At 25.4% G+C, this 15,149-nt stretch carries 10 protein-coding genes, 3 tRNA genes and 2 pseudogenes; 2 read left to right on the plus strand and 13 right to left on the minus strand.

What is annotated here, in order from left to right:
• The 9 genes from CRU91_RS06585 to CRU91_RS06625 all read right to left on the minus strand — a co-directional run bounded on the left by CRU91_RS06585 (nucleotide 1) and on the right by CRU91_RS06625 (nucleotide 7,408).
• A tRNA-Phe gene (locus tag CRU91_RS06585) sits at nucleotides 1-76 on the minus strand.
• A 15-nt stretch (nucleotides 77-91) separates the two neighbouring features.
• Nucleotides 92-176: transfer RNA gene (locus CRU91_RS06590), tRNA-Tyr, on the minus strand.
• Nucleotides 177-201: 25 nt separating this feature from the next.
• Nucleotides 202-276 (minus strand) — tRNA-Gln (locus CRU91_RS06595).
• A gap of 73 nt (nucleotides 277-349) precedes the next feature.
• Complete coding sequence (locus CRU91_RS06600; protein ID WP_113894430.1) at nucleotides 350-1,096, minus strand: hypothetical protein; 747 nt, start codon at nucleotides 1,094-1,096, stop codon at nucleotides 350-352.
• Between the two features lie 9 nt (nucleotides 1,097-1,105).
• Entirely contained in the window at nucleotides 1,106-3,208 is a 2,103-nt protein-coding gene (locus CRU91_RS06605; RefSeq protein ID WP_113894431.1) for a hypothetical protein, read from the minus strand.
• Nucleotides 3,209-3,216: 8 nt separating this feature from the next.
• Nucleotides 3,217-4,158 (minus strand): hypothetical protein, encoded by a 942-nt coding sequence (locus tag CRU91_RS06610; protein WP_113894432.1) that lies wholly within the window; start codon nucleotides 4,156-4,158, stop codon nucleotides 3,217-3,219.
• Nucleotides 4,158-5,669, minus strand: coding sequence for a UvrD-helicase domain-containing protein (locus tag CRU91_RS06615; protein ID WP_113894433.1), 1,512 nt, complete (start codon nucleotides 5,667-5,669; stop codon nucleotides 4,158-4,160). The genes CRU91_RS06610 and CRU91_RS06615 overlap by 1 nt, the downstream gene beginning before the upstream one ends.
• Before the next feature lie 150 nt (nucleotides 5,670-5,819).
• Nucleotides 5,820-6,239 (minus strand): GNAT family N-acetyltransferase, encoded by a 420-nt coding sequence (locus CRU91_RS06620; protein WP_113894434.1) that lies wholly within the window; start codon nucleotides 6,237-6,239, stop codon nucleotides 5,820-5,822.
• Entirely contained in the window at nucleotides 6,236-7,408 is a 1,173-nt protein-coding gene (locus tag CRU91_RS06625; RefSeq protein WP_113894435.1) for a MalY/PatB family protein, read from the minus strand. The genes CRU91_RS06620 and CRU91_RS06625 overlap by 4 nt, the downstream gene beginning before the upstream one ends.
• A gap of 112 nt (nucleotides 7,409-7,520) precedes the next feature.
• Here CRU91_RS06625 and CRU91_RS06630 point away from each other — a divergent pair, with 112 nt between their 5' ends.
• Complete coding sequence (locus CRU91_RS06630; protein WP_113894436.1) at nucleotides 7,521-8,648, plus strand: iron-containing alcohol dehydrogenase; 1,128 nt, start codon at nucleotides 7,521-7,523, stop codon at nucleotides 8,646-8,648.
• Between the two features lie 14 nt (nucleotides 8,649-8,662).
• On the opposite strand, the pseudogene CRU91_RS12540 reads toward CRU91_RS06630, so the two are convergent.
• From CRU91_RS12540 to uvrC, 4 genes and pseudogenes are all read right to left on the minus strand, one after another.
• Nucleotides 8,663-9,202 (minus strand): annotated as a pseudogene (locus tag CRU91_RS12540) (methyl-accepting chemotaxis protein); the annotation flags it as partial.
• A gap of 780 nt (nucleotides 9,203-9,982) precedes the next feature.
• Nucleotides 9,983-10,921: pseudogene (locus tag CRU91_RS12545) on the minus strand (Cache 3/Cache 2 fusion domain-containing protein); the annotation flags it as partial.
• 109 nt (nucleotides 10,922-11,030) lie between these two features.
• Nucleotides 11,031-12,053: an alanine racemase gene (locus tag CRU91_RS06640; RefSeq protein WP_113894438.1), complete on the minus strand. Its 1,023-nt coding sequence runs from the start codon at nucleotides 12,051-12,053 to the stop codon at nucleotides 11,031-11,033.
• 3 nt (nucleotides 12,054-12,056) lie between these two features.
• Entirely contained in the window at nucleotides 12,057-13,898 is a 1,842-nt protein-coding gene (gene uvrC / locus CRU91_RS06645; RefSeq protein WP_113894439.1) for an excinuclease ABC subunit UvrC, read from the minus strand.
• Between the two features lie 109 nt (nucleotides 13,899-14,007).
• Between uvrC and CRU91_RS06650 the strand changes: the two genes are divergently transcribed.
• Nucleotides 14,008-15,149: PDC sensor domain-containing protein (locus CRU91_RS06650; RefSeq protein ID WP_407923141.1), on the plus strand; the 1,142-nt coding region annotated here is incomplete at its 3' end.

The following is a 15,149-nucleotide window of genomic DNA, read 5'->3' on the forward strand; positions in this document are numbered from 1 at the left end:
TGGTGGTTCGAGACAGAATCGAACTGTCGACACAAGGATTTTCAATCCTTTGCTCTACCGACTGAGCTATCGAACCACGCAAAATTAAAAGTGGTGGTGAGAGAAGGATTTGAACCTTCGAAGCCGTAGGCGGCGGATTTACAGTCCGCAGGATTTGACCACTCTCCAACCTCACCATAAAAAATAAAAAACCCAAAAAATTGGATGGGGTAGAAGGATTCGAACCTTCGAGTGACGGTACCAAAAACCGTTGCCTTACCGCTTGGCGATACCCCAATAATTTAAATGGACGGAATTATATACTTTATAAAATTAAAATTAGCTAAAAATAAATGGCTTTTTATGAAAATTATTCATAAAAAGCTGGAACAGGTGGAAACTCATCAAAAGATTTTTTAATAGCAAAAGAAATAGAGTTTTTACTTTTTATATTTTGCATAGGATTTGAAAATTGTAAGTATTTTACACTTTCATCTATTGTTTTCTCTTTTTTATATACAAAGGCTACTTTTTTACCTAATTTTAGGCTATTTTCATAAATTGTTTTTGCATATTCTACTATATTAGGAAACTCTTTTACATTTAATTTATCTCCCCAACAAAAATATACAAATTTTCCTAAAGGGATAAAATTTTGTGCATCAAGATACATAATATCTCTATCAAACTCTGTATTTTGTGATGAGTTGTATTTTTCTAAATCTTCATTAAATTTTGATAATAAATTTGAAGCATCAATATGAGCTTCTATTAGGTTAAATAGGTTTTTTATTTCTACTATTTTACCTTTACAATGCTCATTCATAGCTTGTTTAAAAACTGTGATATAGTTTTCACATTTTAGTTCTATGAATTTATCAAAATCTTCAAAATTTTGTTTTAACAATTCTTTGTTTGAATCAAATCCAATAGGAGTAACAACAGGATTGTATATAAAAACTGTTCCTATGATATTTTTCTTTCTATCTTTTGTTGTTTTTATCATATCTTTTAACTCTTTAGAAGATATTTCTTGACCTTCTTCATTAAAATACATATAACTTTGAGTTAAAAACACCTCTTCATATTTAGTTTGAATCTCTCCAAAATATTGCATACTTCTCCTTTATTTTTTTGAATTTATATAAATTTTAAAATCACCACAAGATTTTAAAATCTCTTTATAATAGTTTGTGTCTGAAAAATCATTTTTTAAGATATCAAAATATTTTGCTCCATTTTTTTGTAAAAATGTTTCATATATTGTTCCGTAATTATATTTTGATTCATTGTAATATTTCCATCTATCTTTATCCTGAGTTAAATCAGCAAGTGCAAGATATACCTTTGAAATCATATAAGTTATTTTTGCTTGAAACTCTTTGTCTTTTGAATTTTCTAGTGCAATGTTATAGTGATTTATTGCTAAATTTAATTTCTCTTCTTGCATTTTAGGAGTATGAATATCATAAGTACTTCTATAAAGTGTTGTAATTCTATCTGAATTTCCAAAATAACTTAGGTTATACAAAGCATTTGCATATAAAAAGTTATCCATAACACTATTTGGATTTTTTTCTAACTCTTTTTTAATAACAATGATTTTTTCCAAAAACTCTTTTATACTTAATTGCTGTGTTTTACCACTTCTATTATTTCCACGAATAAGACCATTAAAAGGGTTAAATTCTATTTTTGTATCTAAAATAGATAGATTTGTATCTACAGCTTCTTGAAATAAAAGATTATTTATAAGTAAATAAACCTTTGTAGTATCAAAAGAAGAACTACCATTTTTTATCTGTTCTTTAAATCTATTTTGAAGAAATTGTTTTAATTTTGAAGTTTGTGGTTTTTCTAAAAACTCTTCATAAGTTCTAAATGTTTTTAAATCTATTTCATAAAGAGTCGAATAAAGTGCATTTCTTACTAAAAATTCATCAAAATCTAAACCTTGCTTTTTGTATAGATTTTGTAAGTTTTCTAAAGTATATTCGTATATTGAGTTTGAAGAGTGATTTTCATATATTAGTAAATCTATTTTTGAAATTATTTCATTTTCTATTTTTTCATCAATTTTTGTTAAAGAGTTAAGATATAGAATATAAGAAGCGGTTTTAATTTCGTGTGAATTTGGATAAGTTTTTGTTAGTCTATTCATAACTTCTTGTGCTTTAGAAAAATCTTTAACATAAATATTAAAATAAACCAAACTCAAATCAACTAAATATTTGTCATCTTTTTGTAAATTTTGTAAAAACTCAATATATTTTTTATAAAAACTATTTTCAACATCTTTTTGTTGTTCATCTTGGAAATATTCATATTCAATGTTATTAAAATAAGTTTGTGATTTTAAAAGTTCTCTAAACAATAAAAAATCAAGCCACTTTGAGTTTTTATCAATTTTCTGAATATTTTGCATCTCTTCAATAATGTTACTTGAATTATCCAAAGCTCTAAGTGCATACATTTTAGTTTTTTCATCACTATTTTTTGCTAAATTTAAAAGTTCATCAAACTCTTCTTGAGTTTTTATATGGAAAAAATTGTATAAAGATAAATGTTTATTTATAGATCCATCAAAAAGTTTTGAGAACTCATAAACTCCTTGTACTTTCTTACCACTTTTTACTAAAGCACCAGAATAAATTCCTTGTACCCAATCTTTCACAATAGAATTTTTTGTTTCATCTAAAAGGTATTTATATTTTTCATATATTTTTAAAGGTTCTTGATTGTTAAAATGAGCTAGTCTAAATCCTAAATAAAAATATCTAAGTTTTAAATAATTAGATTCTACTTTTTCTATATGACTTAAAGCAATTTTAGTTAAATCTCCACAGTTTTCTGGTCTAGGATTATAATAGTTAGAAATTGCACATTTTTCTTGAAGTTCTACAAATCTTATATATTCTAAAAACTCTTTATCTCTTAAATTATTTAAATTTTGTCTTTTATATAAGAATTTCTCAATATCTTCAAAAGAATATCTATTGTTTAACTCTTTTTCTAACTCTTCTATATTTGTTTTTTTATTTTCTATTTCATATTTATATATTACTTCATTATAAATTCCAGGACTATTTAAATCTTCTGATATTTGTAAAAAAATATTATCTCTTTTTTCTAAAAACAGGTGTTGTACACTTGAAGGGTCCCAATAATCAGCACAAGAAAATAGTGATATTTTCAGAAAAAGTATTGAAAAAAGAAATCTTTTGATCATTTAAATCCTTATTGAATATTGAGTAATTTTTTGAGATTATATCTTTTTTTATATTTATATGTATAAAAAATTATCTCATCAAATCTATTTTTTGATAGATTTAAAAAATCATTTAATGCAATTTTCAAATCATCTTCATTTACACTTTCAAATCTTAAAATATCATCTTTATAAATATATTTTCCTTTGAAATAATGACTATTTAATACTTTATATCTATTTTCATCTATTTTCTCAAAGTTAATACTAAAATCTTCTTGATCAACTGCTTCAAATAAATTTATAGCTTTTTTATCTCTAAATTGCACAGCTTGAGAGTAAAGTGGAAGAGCAATTTTTAATTTAAGTGGATAAATATCAAAATTGTAGTGATATTTTTTTGCTATGTCATTATCTAAAACATAGTTTTTTGTTTCAAAATCACCCAAATCAGACATATTATAGTACATCAAAACCCCATAATCAACGGGAGGAACTCCAGTTTTTGAAAAATACTTGATTTGATGAAGTCTTATTGTTGCACTTATCGTTTTATTTAAATTACTTTTTAAATCTTCTAAGAATAAAAAGAAATTACTTCTTGAACTATCACTCCAATCACAATCAATTTGTATCTCATCAAAACTAAAATCAAAAGTTTTTAGAATTTCTAAAATATCTTTGCTTAAATCTTTGTAATCAACTTTTTGCAAAGTTTTATTTGTGATAAATATTACTGGTATAAACTCTTTTGGTGGATTTTCTATAAAATTTGTTTTTACAATCTCTAGTTTTGTTGAGTATTTTATATCTAAAATTTTTATATACATTTTTTCATGTTCTATTTTTTCTTTATAACTATTTTCCCAAGAGTAAAAACTCATAGTTTTATTTGTATTTTCTTTTGATTTTTCAAAAAAAATAAAAAAAGCTATAAAAAAAACAAAGCTTACTAAAATATATTTTTTCATCAGTTCTCACTTTCACTGTAATTGTAATTTATGTTTAAATCAGCCAATTCTATGGCATTTTTTACTCTTGTTGCTGCAACATAATAGATATTTAACTCTTCATTTATTCTTTGGAAACTTAAAGGATTTTTTTTGTTTAGAATATCTTTTTTTGTTATAAAATCATCTACCATCAAAACTTGTTCGTACTCCAAACCTTTTGCTTTATGTGTTGTTGTAAATATAATATCAGCTTCTTCTTTATTGGTAACTAACAATGCTTTTATCTTTTTATTTATTTCAAAAATATTATCTCCATAAGTATTTATAAACTTGATAATATTTAGATAATCTTGATTTTTTGTATCTTTGGCAAAACTCTCAAGTTCATTGATTGTTTCAAAATCTTTTATCTCATCTATTGTGATTTTATCGTTTTTTCTTTGTTTTAAATAAAAAATAGAATAAACAGTTTGATTCATAAAAGAGTATGAGTTATAACCACCCTCAAAATATATCTTTTTTTTACTATGAATATGTTTTACAAGTTCTTGAATAAGTCCAAAAGTTGTTCTTGCTATTACACAAAAAGGTTTGGAAATATCTATAAACTCTTTGCCTATTTTTGTTGAACTATCTAATCCATTTAGATTCAATTTTTTTGTTTCATTTATGGAATAAAGATGATTTAATAGATTTTGTAAAGCTTTTGCATAAGAGTTTGAGAATCTAAAACTTTTTGTTAGATAAAAACTTGGTAAATCTATTTTATTTAAAGCATTCGTTGCATATCTAAAGCTATAAATTTGTTGAAAACTATCTCCTACATAAACTCTTCTACAATTTTGGTTTTCAACTATTGCTATCATAACATCGCTTATGTCTTGTGCTTCATCGATTAATATCAAATCATAAGGCAAATTTGTAGATGCTTTTTTGTTTAAATAAAACATTTTTAAATAAAAGTCGTGAATTGCGTCAATTTGTCTATTTTTCATAGCACTCAAAACTATTTTTATATGGTTTAATATTTTTTTTTCATTTTTATTTAATATTTCTAAGATTTTTGCACTTAAATCAGATTGTTTTTTATAGTTTTCCAAAAGTTTTATATCTATTTGAATAAGTGCACAATTACAATAAAAATTTACTAAATCTTTTAATAAACTTAAATATTCCATAGATGGATAGTAGCTTTTTTGATTTGTTTCTAATTCATATTTTATAACTAGTTTTTCTAAAATATAAGTTTTTAAATCACTTGTTAAATTGTAGTTGTACGCACCTATTTTATTGTAGGCTAATGAATGAATAGTGCTAACACTCAAATTTGGAAGTTGAAAATCTTTTAGTTTATCTTGAAGTGAAACTTGCAAAGATTTATTGTATGCAAGATATAAAATTTTTAAATTTGGATTTTTTTTTGCATAAAGAAGTAGGGTTGTGGTTTTCCCACTTCCCGCAACAGCATTTATCTTAAAAGATAGTTCTTTACTATTTATGATTAATTCTTGTTCTTTTGTTAAATTCATATTTTATGCAAAAATTCTTATATCTTTTAATATTTTATTTAAATTTTTAAATATCATAAATTGGACCTTTTAAATATCATAAAGATATCTATTATACTATATTATTCTTTATGCAAAATAGAGATATATAATATAAATATTTAATAATAACTATTTCCACAACATATAAAATTGTTCTTCTTTTGTATTTTCATCAATACTTATAGAATCTATTATAAAACTTTCTTTTTGATAGAATTTTATTGCAGACATATTTTTTGTATAAACATTTATAGATAATTCTTTTTTAAGTTCTTTTATATGGTTCAGTAATTTTCTACCAATTCCTTTGGATTGAAAAGAAGAAGATACAAAAATGCCAGCAATATAATTTTCAATAGTACCTACAAAACCAACTATTTTATTATTTTTTTCATAAACATATATATCAGCTTGTGGTAGAACTTTTTTAACATTATCATATTGGCTTTTCCAATAATTTATTGGTATAAAATTATGAGTTTGTATATTTACCTCAAGCCAAATTTTCATAATTTGTTCAATATCATTCTTATTTGATTTTCTTATCATATATTATCTTTTATCGAATTTACAGTAATTTTTAATTTACTTAAAGCTTCTTTTAAAACTTCAAGAGGACAAGCTATATTTACTCTTATAAAATTATCTCCATTTTCCCCAAAAGTAGCACCAGAAATAACTCTTACTTTACCTATATCTTCAAGTTTTTTTGTAAATTCCACAGATTTAATATTTAATTTACTTATATCAATCCACAAAAGGTATGTAGCTTGGGCTTCTACAACTTTTAAATCTGGAATATTTTTTTCAATAAACTCAAGCAAAAAATCCTTATTTTTTTCAAGATATATTAAAAGTTCATCTAGCCAATCTTCACAAAATTCATAAGCACTTAAAGTTGATTCAATCCCAAATATATTTAGGCTTGAAATCTCATTTTTATTTAAAGTTTTACTTAATTTTACTCTTAAATCTTTGTTCTCTACAATAATATTTGAAGCTTTAAGTCCCGCAAGATTAAAAGTTTTTGTGGCACTTGTACAAGTAATAGAAGTTTTTAAAAACTCTTCACAAATAGAAGCATAAGGAGTGAATTTATAATCTTTAAATACTAAATCTCTATGAATTTCATCACTTATTACCAAAACATTGTGTTTTACACAAAGTTCACCCATCTTTTGTAACTCTTCTTTTGTCCAAACTCTACTTGCTGGATTGTGTGGGTTGCACAAAATAAAAAGTTTTACCTTTTCATCTTTGACTTTGTTTTCAAAATCTTCAAAATCTATTTTATAAGAGTTGTTTTCATAGATTAAATTATTTGTTACAACTTCACAATCATTATTTTTTATAGAGATATTAAAGTAGTGATAAACAGGAGATTGGATTAAAACTTTGTCTCCTTTCTCGCAAAAAGTTTGAATGATAGAACTCAAACTTGGTATTACTCCAGTTGTTGGTAAAATATACTCTTTTTTTATATCAAAATTGTATCTTTTTTTCCACCAATTTATTTCAGCTTTGTAGTAATCATCTGGAATCATTGTATATCCAAAAATTCCGTGATTTGCTTTTTTTATGATATTTTCAATGATTTTAGGAGCAACTTCAAAATCCATATCTGCAACCCACATAGGTATAACGCCATCTTTTGTAGTATCCCATTTATAACAGTTTGTATTTTTTCTTTCACATATTTTATCAAAATTGTATTTCATAATATTTTCCTTTTTATAAAGTTTTTATTATACAAAATTATATTTTATATAAGCTTCTTTGAATTTGCTATATAAAGAATAAAGTAGATAAAATTTTAAAAAAGGAGTAAAGATGGAAAGTTTCAGTTTTTATAATCCAACAAAAATAGAGTTTGGGAAAAATAAAGAGAAAAATATTGGAAAATATATAGGTCAAAATGGAATAAAAAAAGTTTTATTGGTTTATGGAAGCCAAAGAATAAAAGAAGATGGACTTTTTGATAGTGTAACACATAGTTTAAAAGAGAACAATATTGAGTTTGTAGAGTTTGGTGGAGTTATCAGTAATCCTATTTTATCAACAGTACATAATGCCATAAAAGTTGCAAAAGAACAAAATGTTCAAGGGATTTTAAGTATTGGAGGAGGTTCTGTATTGGATAGCTCAAAAGCAATAGCTGTTGGAACTTTATATGATGGTGATGTTTGGGACTTTTTTGGAAGAAAAAAAGATATAGAAAAAGCCTTGCCAATTTTTGATATTATAACTCTTGCTGCAACTGGAAGTGAGATGAATGGTTATGCCGTTATTACAAATGAAAAAAATAAGAGAAAAGATTCTATTTGGTCACCATGTATTTATCCAAAAGTTTCTGTTATAAATCCTGAACTTCAAAAAAGTGTTTCAAAAGATTATTTAGTTTATTCAGCAACAGATATCATAGCTCACTGTATAGAAGGTTATTTTACAGCAAAAAAACATCCAACATATATGAGTAGAGTTGTAGAATCTATCATAAAAACAGTTATTGAAACAACAGAGATTTTAATAAAAAATCCAGATGATTATGAAGCAAGAGGAGATTTCGCTTGGGCTGCTACAAATGCCTTAAATGGTACAACTACAGTAGGAATTTCTAATTATTCTTTTCCAAATCACTTGATAGAACACTCACTTTCTGCACTTTATAATGTCCCACATGGAGCAGGTCTTAGTGTTGTGATACCTGCTTGGGCAAAGTGGTATTATAAAGAAAATGAAGCTCAATTTACTAGATTTGCAAAAGAAGTTTTTGGAAAAAATAGTGCAATAGAAGGAATAGAAGCTTTAGAAAATTGGTTTAATAAAATAGGAACTCCTACAAGATTAAATCAGTTTAATTTAGATAAGAAAAATATTTCTGAAATTATTGAAAATCTATCTTTTCAAGAAGAGATTTCAAAAGATGATTTAGAAAAAATCTTAAATTTTGCTATTTAAAATTAGGGGAAACCCTAATTTTTATCTTTACCAATAAACTCTTTTTCATCTGTATTATTTACTACCATTTTAGCTATATCATCAGTAGATATGGCAACATCATGTGTTTGAGAAGCAACTATTGCATTTTGTTGAGTTTGAGTATCTAGTTGATTTACTGCATTATTTATTTGTTCAATACCAAGAAGTTGCTCTCTTGAAGAGTTTTCAATATCGTATATTAATTTAGTAGAATTTGAGATATTTGTATTTAATTTTTTATATCCTTCAATCATATTAGAAGCTATATCTTTTCCTTGATTAGCTTTTGAAGTTGCATTTTCAACAATATCTTTTATCTCACGAGCAGCTTGAGCACTTCTATTTGCAAGATTTCTTACTTCCCCAGCAACTACTGCAAATCCTTTTCCTGCTTCACCTGCTGTTGCTGCTTCTACTGCTGCATTTAAAGATAAGATATTTGTTTGGAATGCTATATTATCTATTACAGCAATAGCTTCATTTATTAAATTTACTTGATTATTTATATCTTCCATGGCATTCATTGTTTGGTTTGCTAGATTCTCACCTTGATTTGCTGAAGTAGATAATTCTTTCGATAATTGAGTCATTTTTTGAACATTTTGAGTGTTATTTCTAATATTTGATGTAATTTGTTCTAAAGATGCCGCTGTTTGTTCTAAAGATGCTGCTGCTTCATTTGAACTAATATTTAATTTATTAACATTTGAAAGAAGTATATTCGAACTCTTACCAAGTTGTAATCCCATAGATTTATTTTCAACTAACATTTCAGTTATAGAATCTCCCAAAGTATTTACACCATTTGAAAGTTTTAACAAATGTTCCTTTAAATTTTTTGTTGATATTTTATTTAAGTAGTTGTAATGAGCATATTCTTCTAAAATATGTAAAACATTGTCTATATTTGTTTCAAGATTATTTGCCATATTATTAAGTACATTTTTTAGTTGCATTAAAGCTGGATTTGAAACTTCTATATTTAATCTTTGGCATAAATCACCTTGCTCAAATTCTCCTAAAACAGCTATTGTTTCATCTATTAATTTTCTATCTTCATCTATACTTTTTTCTATTTTTTCAATATTCTCATTTACCTGTTTTGCTATAACTCCAAATTCATCTTCTGAGTCAATGGCTATTTTTTCAACATGAGCTATTTCTCTATTTAGGTATTGAAAGAAAGATACTAATCCATCTTTTATTTTTTTGAGTGATCTTAAAGATATACTCATAGTTATAAATATTGACAATGATATTATAATAACTGTTATAACTGATAAAGCTATAATTAAGAACATAATATTATTTGCATCTTCAAAAATTTCATCAGAATTAACACCACCTATTAAAAGCCAATTCCACTCCTCAAAATTTTCAAATACTACAAATTTTTCATGATTTTCCCAAATATATGTCAGGGTTCCATTTTTATTTTTTAATATCTCTTTTACTATAAAAATTCCATTTTTATCTTTTAGTTCTAAACCATTTTTGTTTTTCAATGTTGGATGAGCTATGAAATTACCATAATCTTTATCTTGTTCATTTGAGTTTATAATATAGTAATAACCAGTTTTTCCTATTTTTTTATCACTTATCGTTTGGTTTAACTCTTTTAAATTGTTTTCTATGTCAAACCCAATAAATGCTATTGCAATAATTTCACCATCTTGCTTTATTGGAATATATTTTGTCATATAACTTTTTCCAAACAAAACAGCTTTTCCCAAATATGTTTCACCTTGTAGTACTTTTGTATATCCAGGGTGATTTACATCTAATTTTGTACCAATAGCTCTATTTCCATCTTCCTTCTTTAAACTTGTTGAAATTCTGATGAAGTCATCATCTTTTCTTACAAAAATAGTAGCTACTGAGCCTTTTGTCATTTGTGTGAATTTATCAACAATATCAAAATTAAGATTTAGAGTTTTACCATCTATTGATAAAATAGGTGTTTGTAAATCTCCAATTTTAATATTTTGAGTTTTATCTATTTTTATATCTGATAGCATATCTATAAATATGTCACCGATTGTATCTGCACCAGATTTAGCTACTTTGTTAAAAGTATTGATATTTTCAACTAATAAATTAATTTCTTTGTGTACTGTATCTTCATTGTTTTTTTTCATTATTTCAAATGTGTTATTTACTACTAAAAAGGTTAATATACTCATCGAAATAAGAATAGATATAATTGATACAGAGATTACTTTTGCAATAACTGATTTTTTTATAAAATCCATTTATAATCCTTATTATTATGTATGGTTAAATCTTTTTTACCATAATTATAATAAAACTTTATTTAAAGTAGAAATTTGATAGTAATAATATGCTTTAATAGAAAAGAGATTAGATTATCTCTTTTTCTATATTTGGATTGAGAGTTGTTGTTATTTCATAAGTGATTGTGTCGTGTACTTTTGCTAATTTTCTTACATCATCAAAAATACAAACTTCTTCATCATCTGTATCTAAAGATAGGTTATCCATAGAAACTCTTCCTAAAACTTTATATCCTTTTGGTGTTGTATAAAGTTTTCTTTCATTTAGTCTTAAAAATCCATCTCCATAACCAACGTCATAAGTTGAAACTCTCATATCTTCACGTGCAGTAAAAGTTCCTGCATAACCTATACTTTGTCCTTTTTTTAAAATTCTAGTTGATAGTTTACTTGCCCAAAGTGACATCACTGGTTTTAATTTTGGAAATTCAAAAACTCCAGCATTATCTAAATATCCATATATTGCTGTACCAACTCTTGTAAAGTCTTCATCAAAATTTTCAGTTCTAAATAAAGCTGCTGAATTACAAGAATGAAAGGCTGGAATTGGTAATAAAAGTTTTTCACATATATTTTTTACACTATTTTTCACAAGAGAAAAATTTTCTTTTTGCCAGAAAAAATCTGCTGTTAATTCATCAGCTGCTTTATGGTGTGTAAATACTCCAGTAATATTTATATTTTTTTTAGAAAGCCCTAAAAAAGCCTTTTCTAATTCATCAATTGATATTCCATTTCTATGCATTCCTGTGTCTACTTTGATATGAATATTACTATTTTGTGGAAGTTTATCAATATCTTCAAGAGAGTTTAAAGCTATGTGAAAATTATGTGAATAAGTGTGAAAAGATTTTTCTGCCAATATTAAAATATAATCAAATAATTTTTCAATTTTTATAGCATCATCTATTGTTCTAACTACTGCTTTTTTTATTCCAAACTCTTTTGCTAAAGTTCCAATTTCTACTAATCCATGCCCATAAGCATTATCTTTTAATACAACCGCAACTTTTTGCTTTGAAGCAGCTTTTTTTGAAATAACATCTAAGTTATAAAATAGATTGTTTTTATTTAATAATATTTTTGCCAAAATTTATTCCTTAAAATCTTTAAAATATTCAATTATTGTTTGTGCATCTTTTTCATTTAACACATTTTTTAACTCTTCATATGAAGCATTTCTTATTTTTTCAAATTCACCAAAAAATAAAAGAAGCTTTTTGATTTTCGCTTCACCAATACCTTTTATTTGAAGTAATGATATTTGTTTATCTTGAGTTCTTTTTTGTTTTTTATGAAAATTTATTACAAATCTATGAGCTTCATCCCTTTGTCGTTGGACGAATTGTAGTCTTTTATCACTGGGAAGTAAATTAAAACTTTTAAATTCTCCATTTGAATTTTTATAGTGAATTATATCTTTTGCTCCACCTTTTGCTCTATGTGCTTTTGCATCTATTTTTTCTTTTGCAATAGCTATAATATCGAGATTTACTCCAACACTTTGAACTATATCATAAGCCAATTTTAGTAGAGTTTCTCCACCATCAATTATCCATAAATCAGGGGCTGGATTTTTCTCAAAACTTTCAACCCTTCTTATTAGCATTTCTCTCATTTGTGAATATTCATCTTTTGATTCAAGATTGTAGTGCCTAAAAGCTTTTTTATCAAAATTGTTTAATTCTTCATTCCAAACAATCATAGCTCCAACTGTTGCTTGTCCCATAAGATGAGAGTTATCAAAACTTTCAATGAGATATGGTAAAGTTTTAAGATTGAATAACTCTTTTAACTCTTCATAAATTGTTGTTTGATTTTTAGAATTTTCTATTCTTAATAGTTCATCACAATTATTTAGTGCAATGTTTATGATTTCTCTTTTCTTATCTTTTTTTGGATTTATAATTTTGATTTTTTTATTAAATCTTTTAAATAAAAACTCTTCAATATCTTCAATATCTTGAAGTTCGGAAGCTACTAAAATCTCTTTTGGTAAAAGTGGTATTTCATTGTCATAATAGTTTACAATAGCTCTTTTATATGCTTCATCAAAATCAAATTCTAAATCGTCATTTACTTTTATAAAATCATAATTTGAGGAAGCTAGTTTTCCATCTCTTAAAAACATTCTTACAATAACTGCTTTTTTGTTATTTGAGTTTATTGCAAAAATATCAATATCTTCATTTGTAGCTAAATCAATACCAGTTTTTATTTGTGATTTCTCAATAGTTTTTATTCTATCTCTTAAATTCATTGCATCTTCAAAACGAAAATCATCTGAATAAATTTTCATTTTTTCTTTTAGTTTAGAGATGAGTTTTGTTTTATTGTATATATACTCTAAAGCATTTTCAACTATTTTTTCATACTCATTTTTTGAGATTTTATCTTCACAAGGAGCAAGGCATTTGGCTATTTGGTGAAATAAACAGGCTTTTTTACCTTTGATACAGGCTTTTTTTTGAACTAATGGAACTATTTCATAGATACTATCTAACATATCTCTAGCACCACTTGAGTAAGGACCAAAATATTTTATATTTTTCCCTTTTTGTATTTTTCTTGTTATTTCAAGTCTTGGAAAATCATCATTGTCATCTATAAAAATATATGGATAAGTTTTATCATCACGAAGTAAGATATTATATTTTGGTTTTAATTGTTTTATTAGAGAATTTTCAAGAATTAAAGCATCATGTTCATTTGGTACAACTATCCACTCTAAATTTTCAACTTCACTAATCATTTTATATATTCTGGGACTTAATTTATCTGCGGGTAATAGTTTTGGAGTAAATTTGAAGTAAGATTTAACTCTATTTTTTAAAACTTTTGCTTTTCCAATGTATAGTAGATGTCCTTCTTTATCAAAATATTGATAAACTCCAGCATCATTTGGTAATTCTTTTAATTTTTCTTCTAAAATCATTTTGGAATTGTAGCAAAAAAACTCTTGTTAAATAGTTTATATATGCTACTTATTTGCTAGTAATAGATAATATAATCTCCACCTTAATTAAACAAGGGAGCAAAAAAAGATGAAGAGTCTAAATTTTGGTACAAAATTACTGATAATTTTGTTGGGGACTGTTATTTTGACGTTAGGGCTAATGATCTCAATTACAAGTAATGTAACTTATAACGCTATTGAAGAACAAGCAAAAGCTTATGTAAAAAAAGATGTTGAACGATGGGGTGAAGATATCAAAAGCAAGTTAAATTTATCTATTGCATCTGTTGATGCTTTAGAATCAAAAGTTCGTGTTGCTATTGAAAATGATGAACTTATCACGAAAAGTGGAATGGTAGAGTTTCAAAAAGATATTTTAAAAGCGAATGACTTATTATTTGCTTCTTGGATAAGTTTTGAAGATGATTCATATAATTTATTTAGTGCAAAAAGTGCAGATAGTACACAAAATTATTACACTCCAAATGGTCTTTTTGCACCTTTTGTGTATAGAGGTAAAAATAATCTTGATGTTGCACATCTACCTAATTTTGATAAAAATGCACCATATATAAAATCAGCTTATGAAAATAAAATAGTTTCGGTTTCAATGCCATACAATGATAGCACTACAAATTTACTAATGGTAACTGTTTCAAAACCTATTATTATAAATAATAAAGTTATTGGAATTGCTGGAGTTGATATTATTACTGATGACATAGATAAAGAGATCTCTAAATTAAAAATTCTTGATGCTGGATATTTTAATTTGATTGAGAATCACGATATTATAGTTGCACATAATGATAAAGCTAGAATAGGAAAGTCTTTTTCTACTTTAGCAAATGGAGATAAGGATAGACTTCAAGCTATTGCAAATCAAAAAGAGGGTAAACCTTATGAATTTTATTCTATTGCTAGAGCAACAGGTATGAATTCTTATTTTGTTACATATCCATTTGAATTTGGTAATACAGGAGTTTATTGGCTTATGATGGGGTCTGTACCAGAAAATATATATTTAAAATCTGCTTACGAAAATAGGAATTTTAGTATTGTTTTTGCAGCAGCTATTATAGTAATTATTGGATTAATCATAATATTTAATATGCGAACGTTGAGTAAGAACTTAACAATAATATCAAATGGATTGTTGGGATTTTTTGCATTTTTAAATAAAGAATCAAAAAGTACAACAGAGATAAAAATAGATAGCGAAGATGAATT

Source organism: Aliarcobacter vitoriensis (assembly GCF_003316695.1).
GTDB lineage: Bacteria > Campylobacterota > Campylobacteria > Campylobacterales > Arcobacteraceae > Aliarcobacter > Aliarcobacter vitoriensis.

What these genes read in the sequence shown, in the direction of transcription:
- CRU91_RS06605 (WP_113894431.1), bottom strand. Translation starts at nt 3,208, where the DNA reads ATGATCAAAAGATTTCTTTTTTCAATACTTTTTCTGAAAATATCACTA.
- CRU91_RS06615 (WP_113894433.1), bottom strand. Translation starts at nt 5,669, where the DNA reads ATGAATTTAACAAAAGAACAAGAATTAATCATAAATAGTAAAGAACTA.
- uvrC (WP_113894439.1), bottom strand. Translation starts at nt 13,898, where the DNA reads ATGATTTTAGAAGAAAAATTAAAAGAATTACCAAATGATGCTGGAGTT.
- CRU91_RS06610 (WP_113894432.1), bottom strand. Translation starts at nt 4,158, where the DNA reads ATGAAAAAATATATTTTAGTAAGCTTTGTTTTTTTTATAGCTTTTTTT.
- CRU91_RS06620 (WP_113894434.1), bottom strand. Translation starts at nt 6,239, where the DNA reads ATGATAAGAAAATCAAATAAGAATGATATTGAACAAATTATGAAAATT.
- CRU91_RS06600 (WP_113894430.1), bottom strand. Translation starts at nt 1,096, where the DNA reads ATGCAATATTTTGGAGAGATTCAAACTAAATATGAAGAGGTGTTTTTA.
- CRU91_RS06625 (WP_113894435.1), bottom strand. Translation starts at nt 7,408, where the DNA reads ATGAAATACAATTTTGATAAAATATGTGAAAGAAAAAATACAAACTGT.
- CRU91_RS06630 (WP_113894436.1), top strand. Translation starts at nt 7,521, where the DNA reads ATGGAAAGTTTCAGTTTTTATAATCCAACAAAAATAGAGTTTGGGAAA.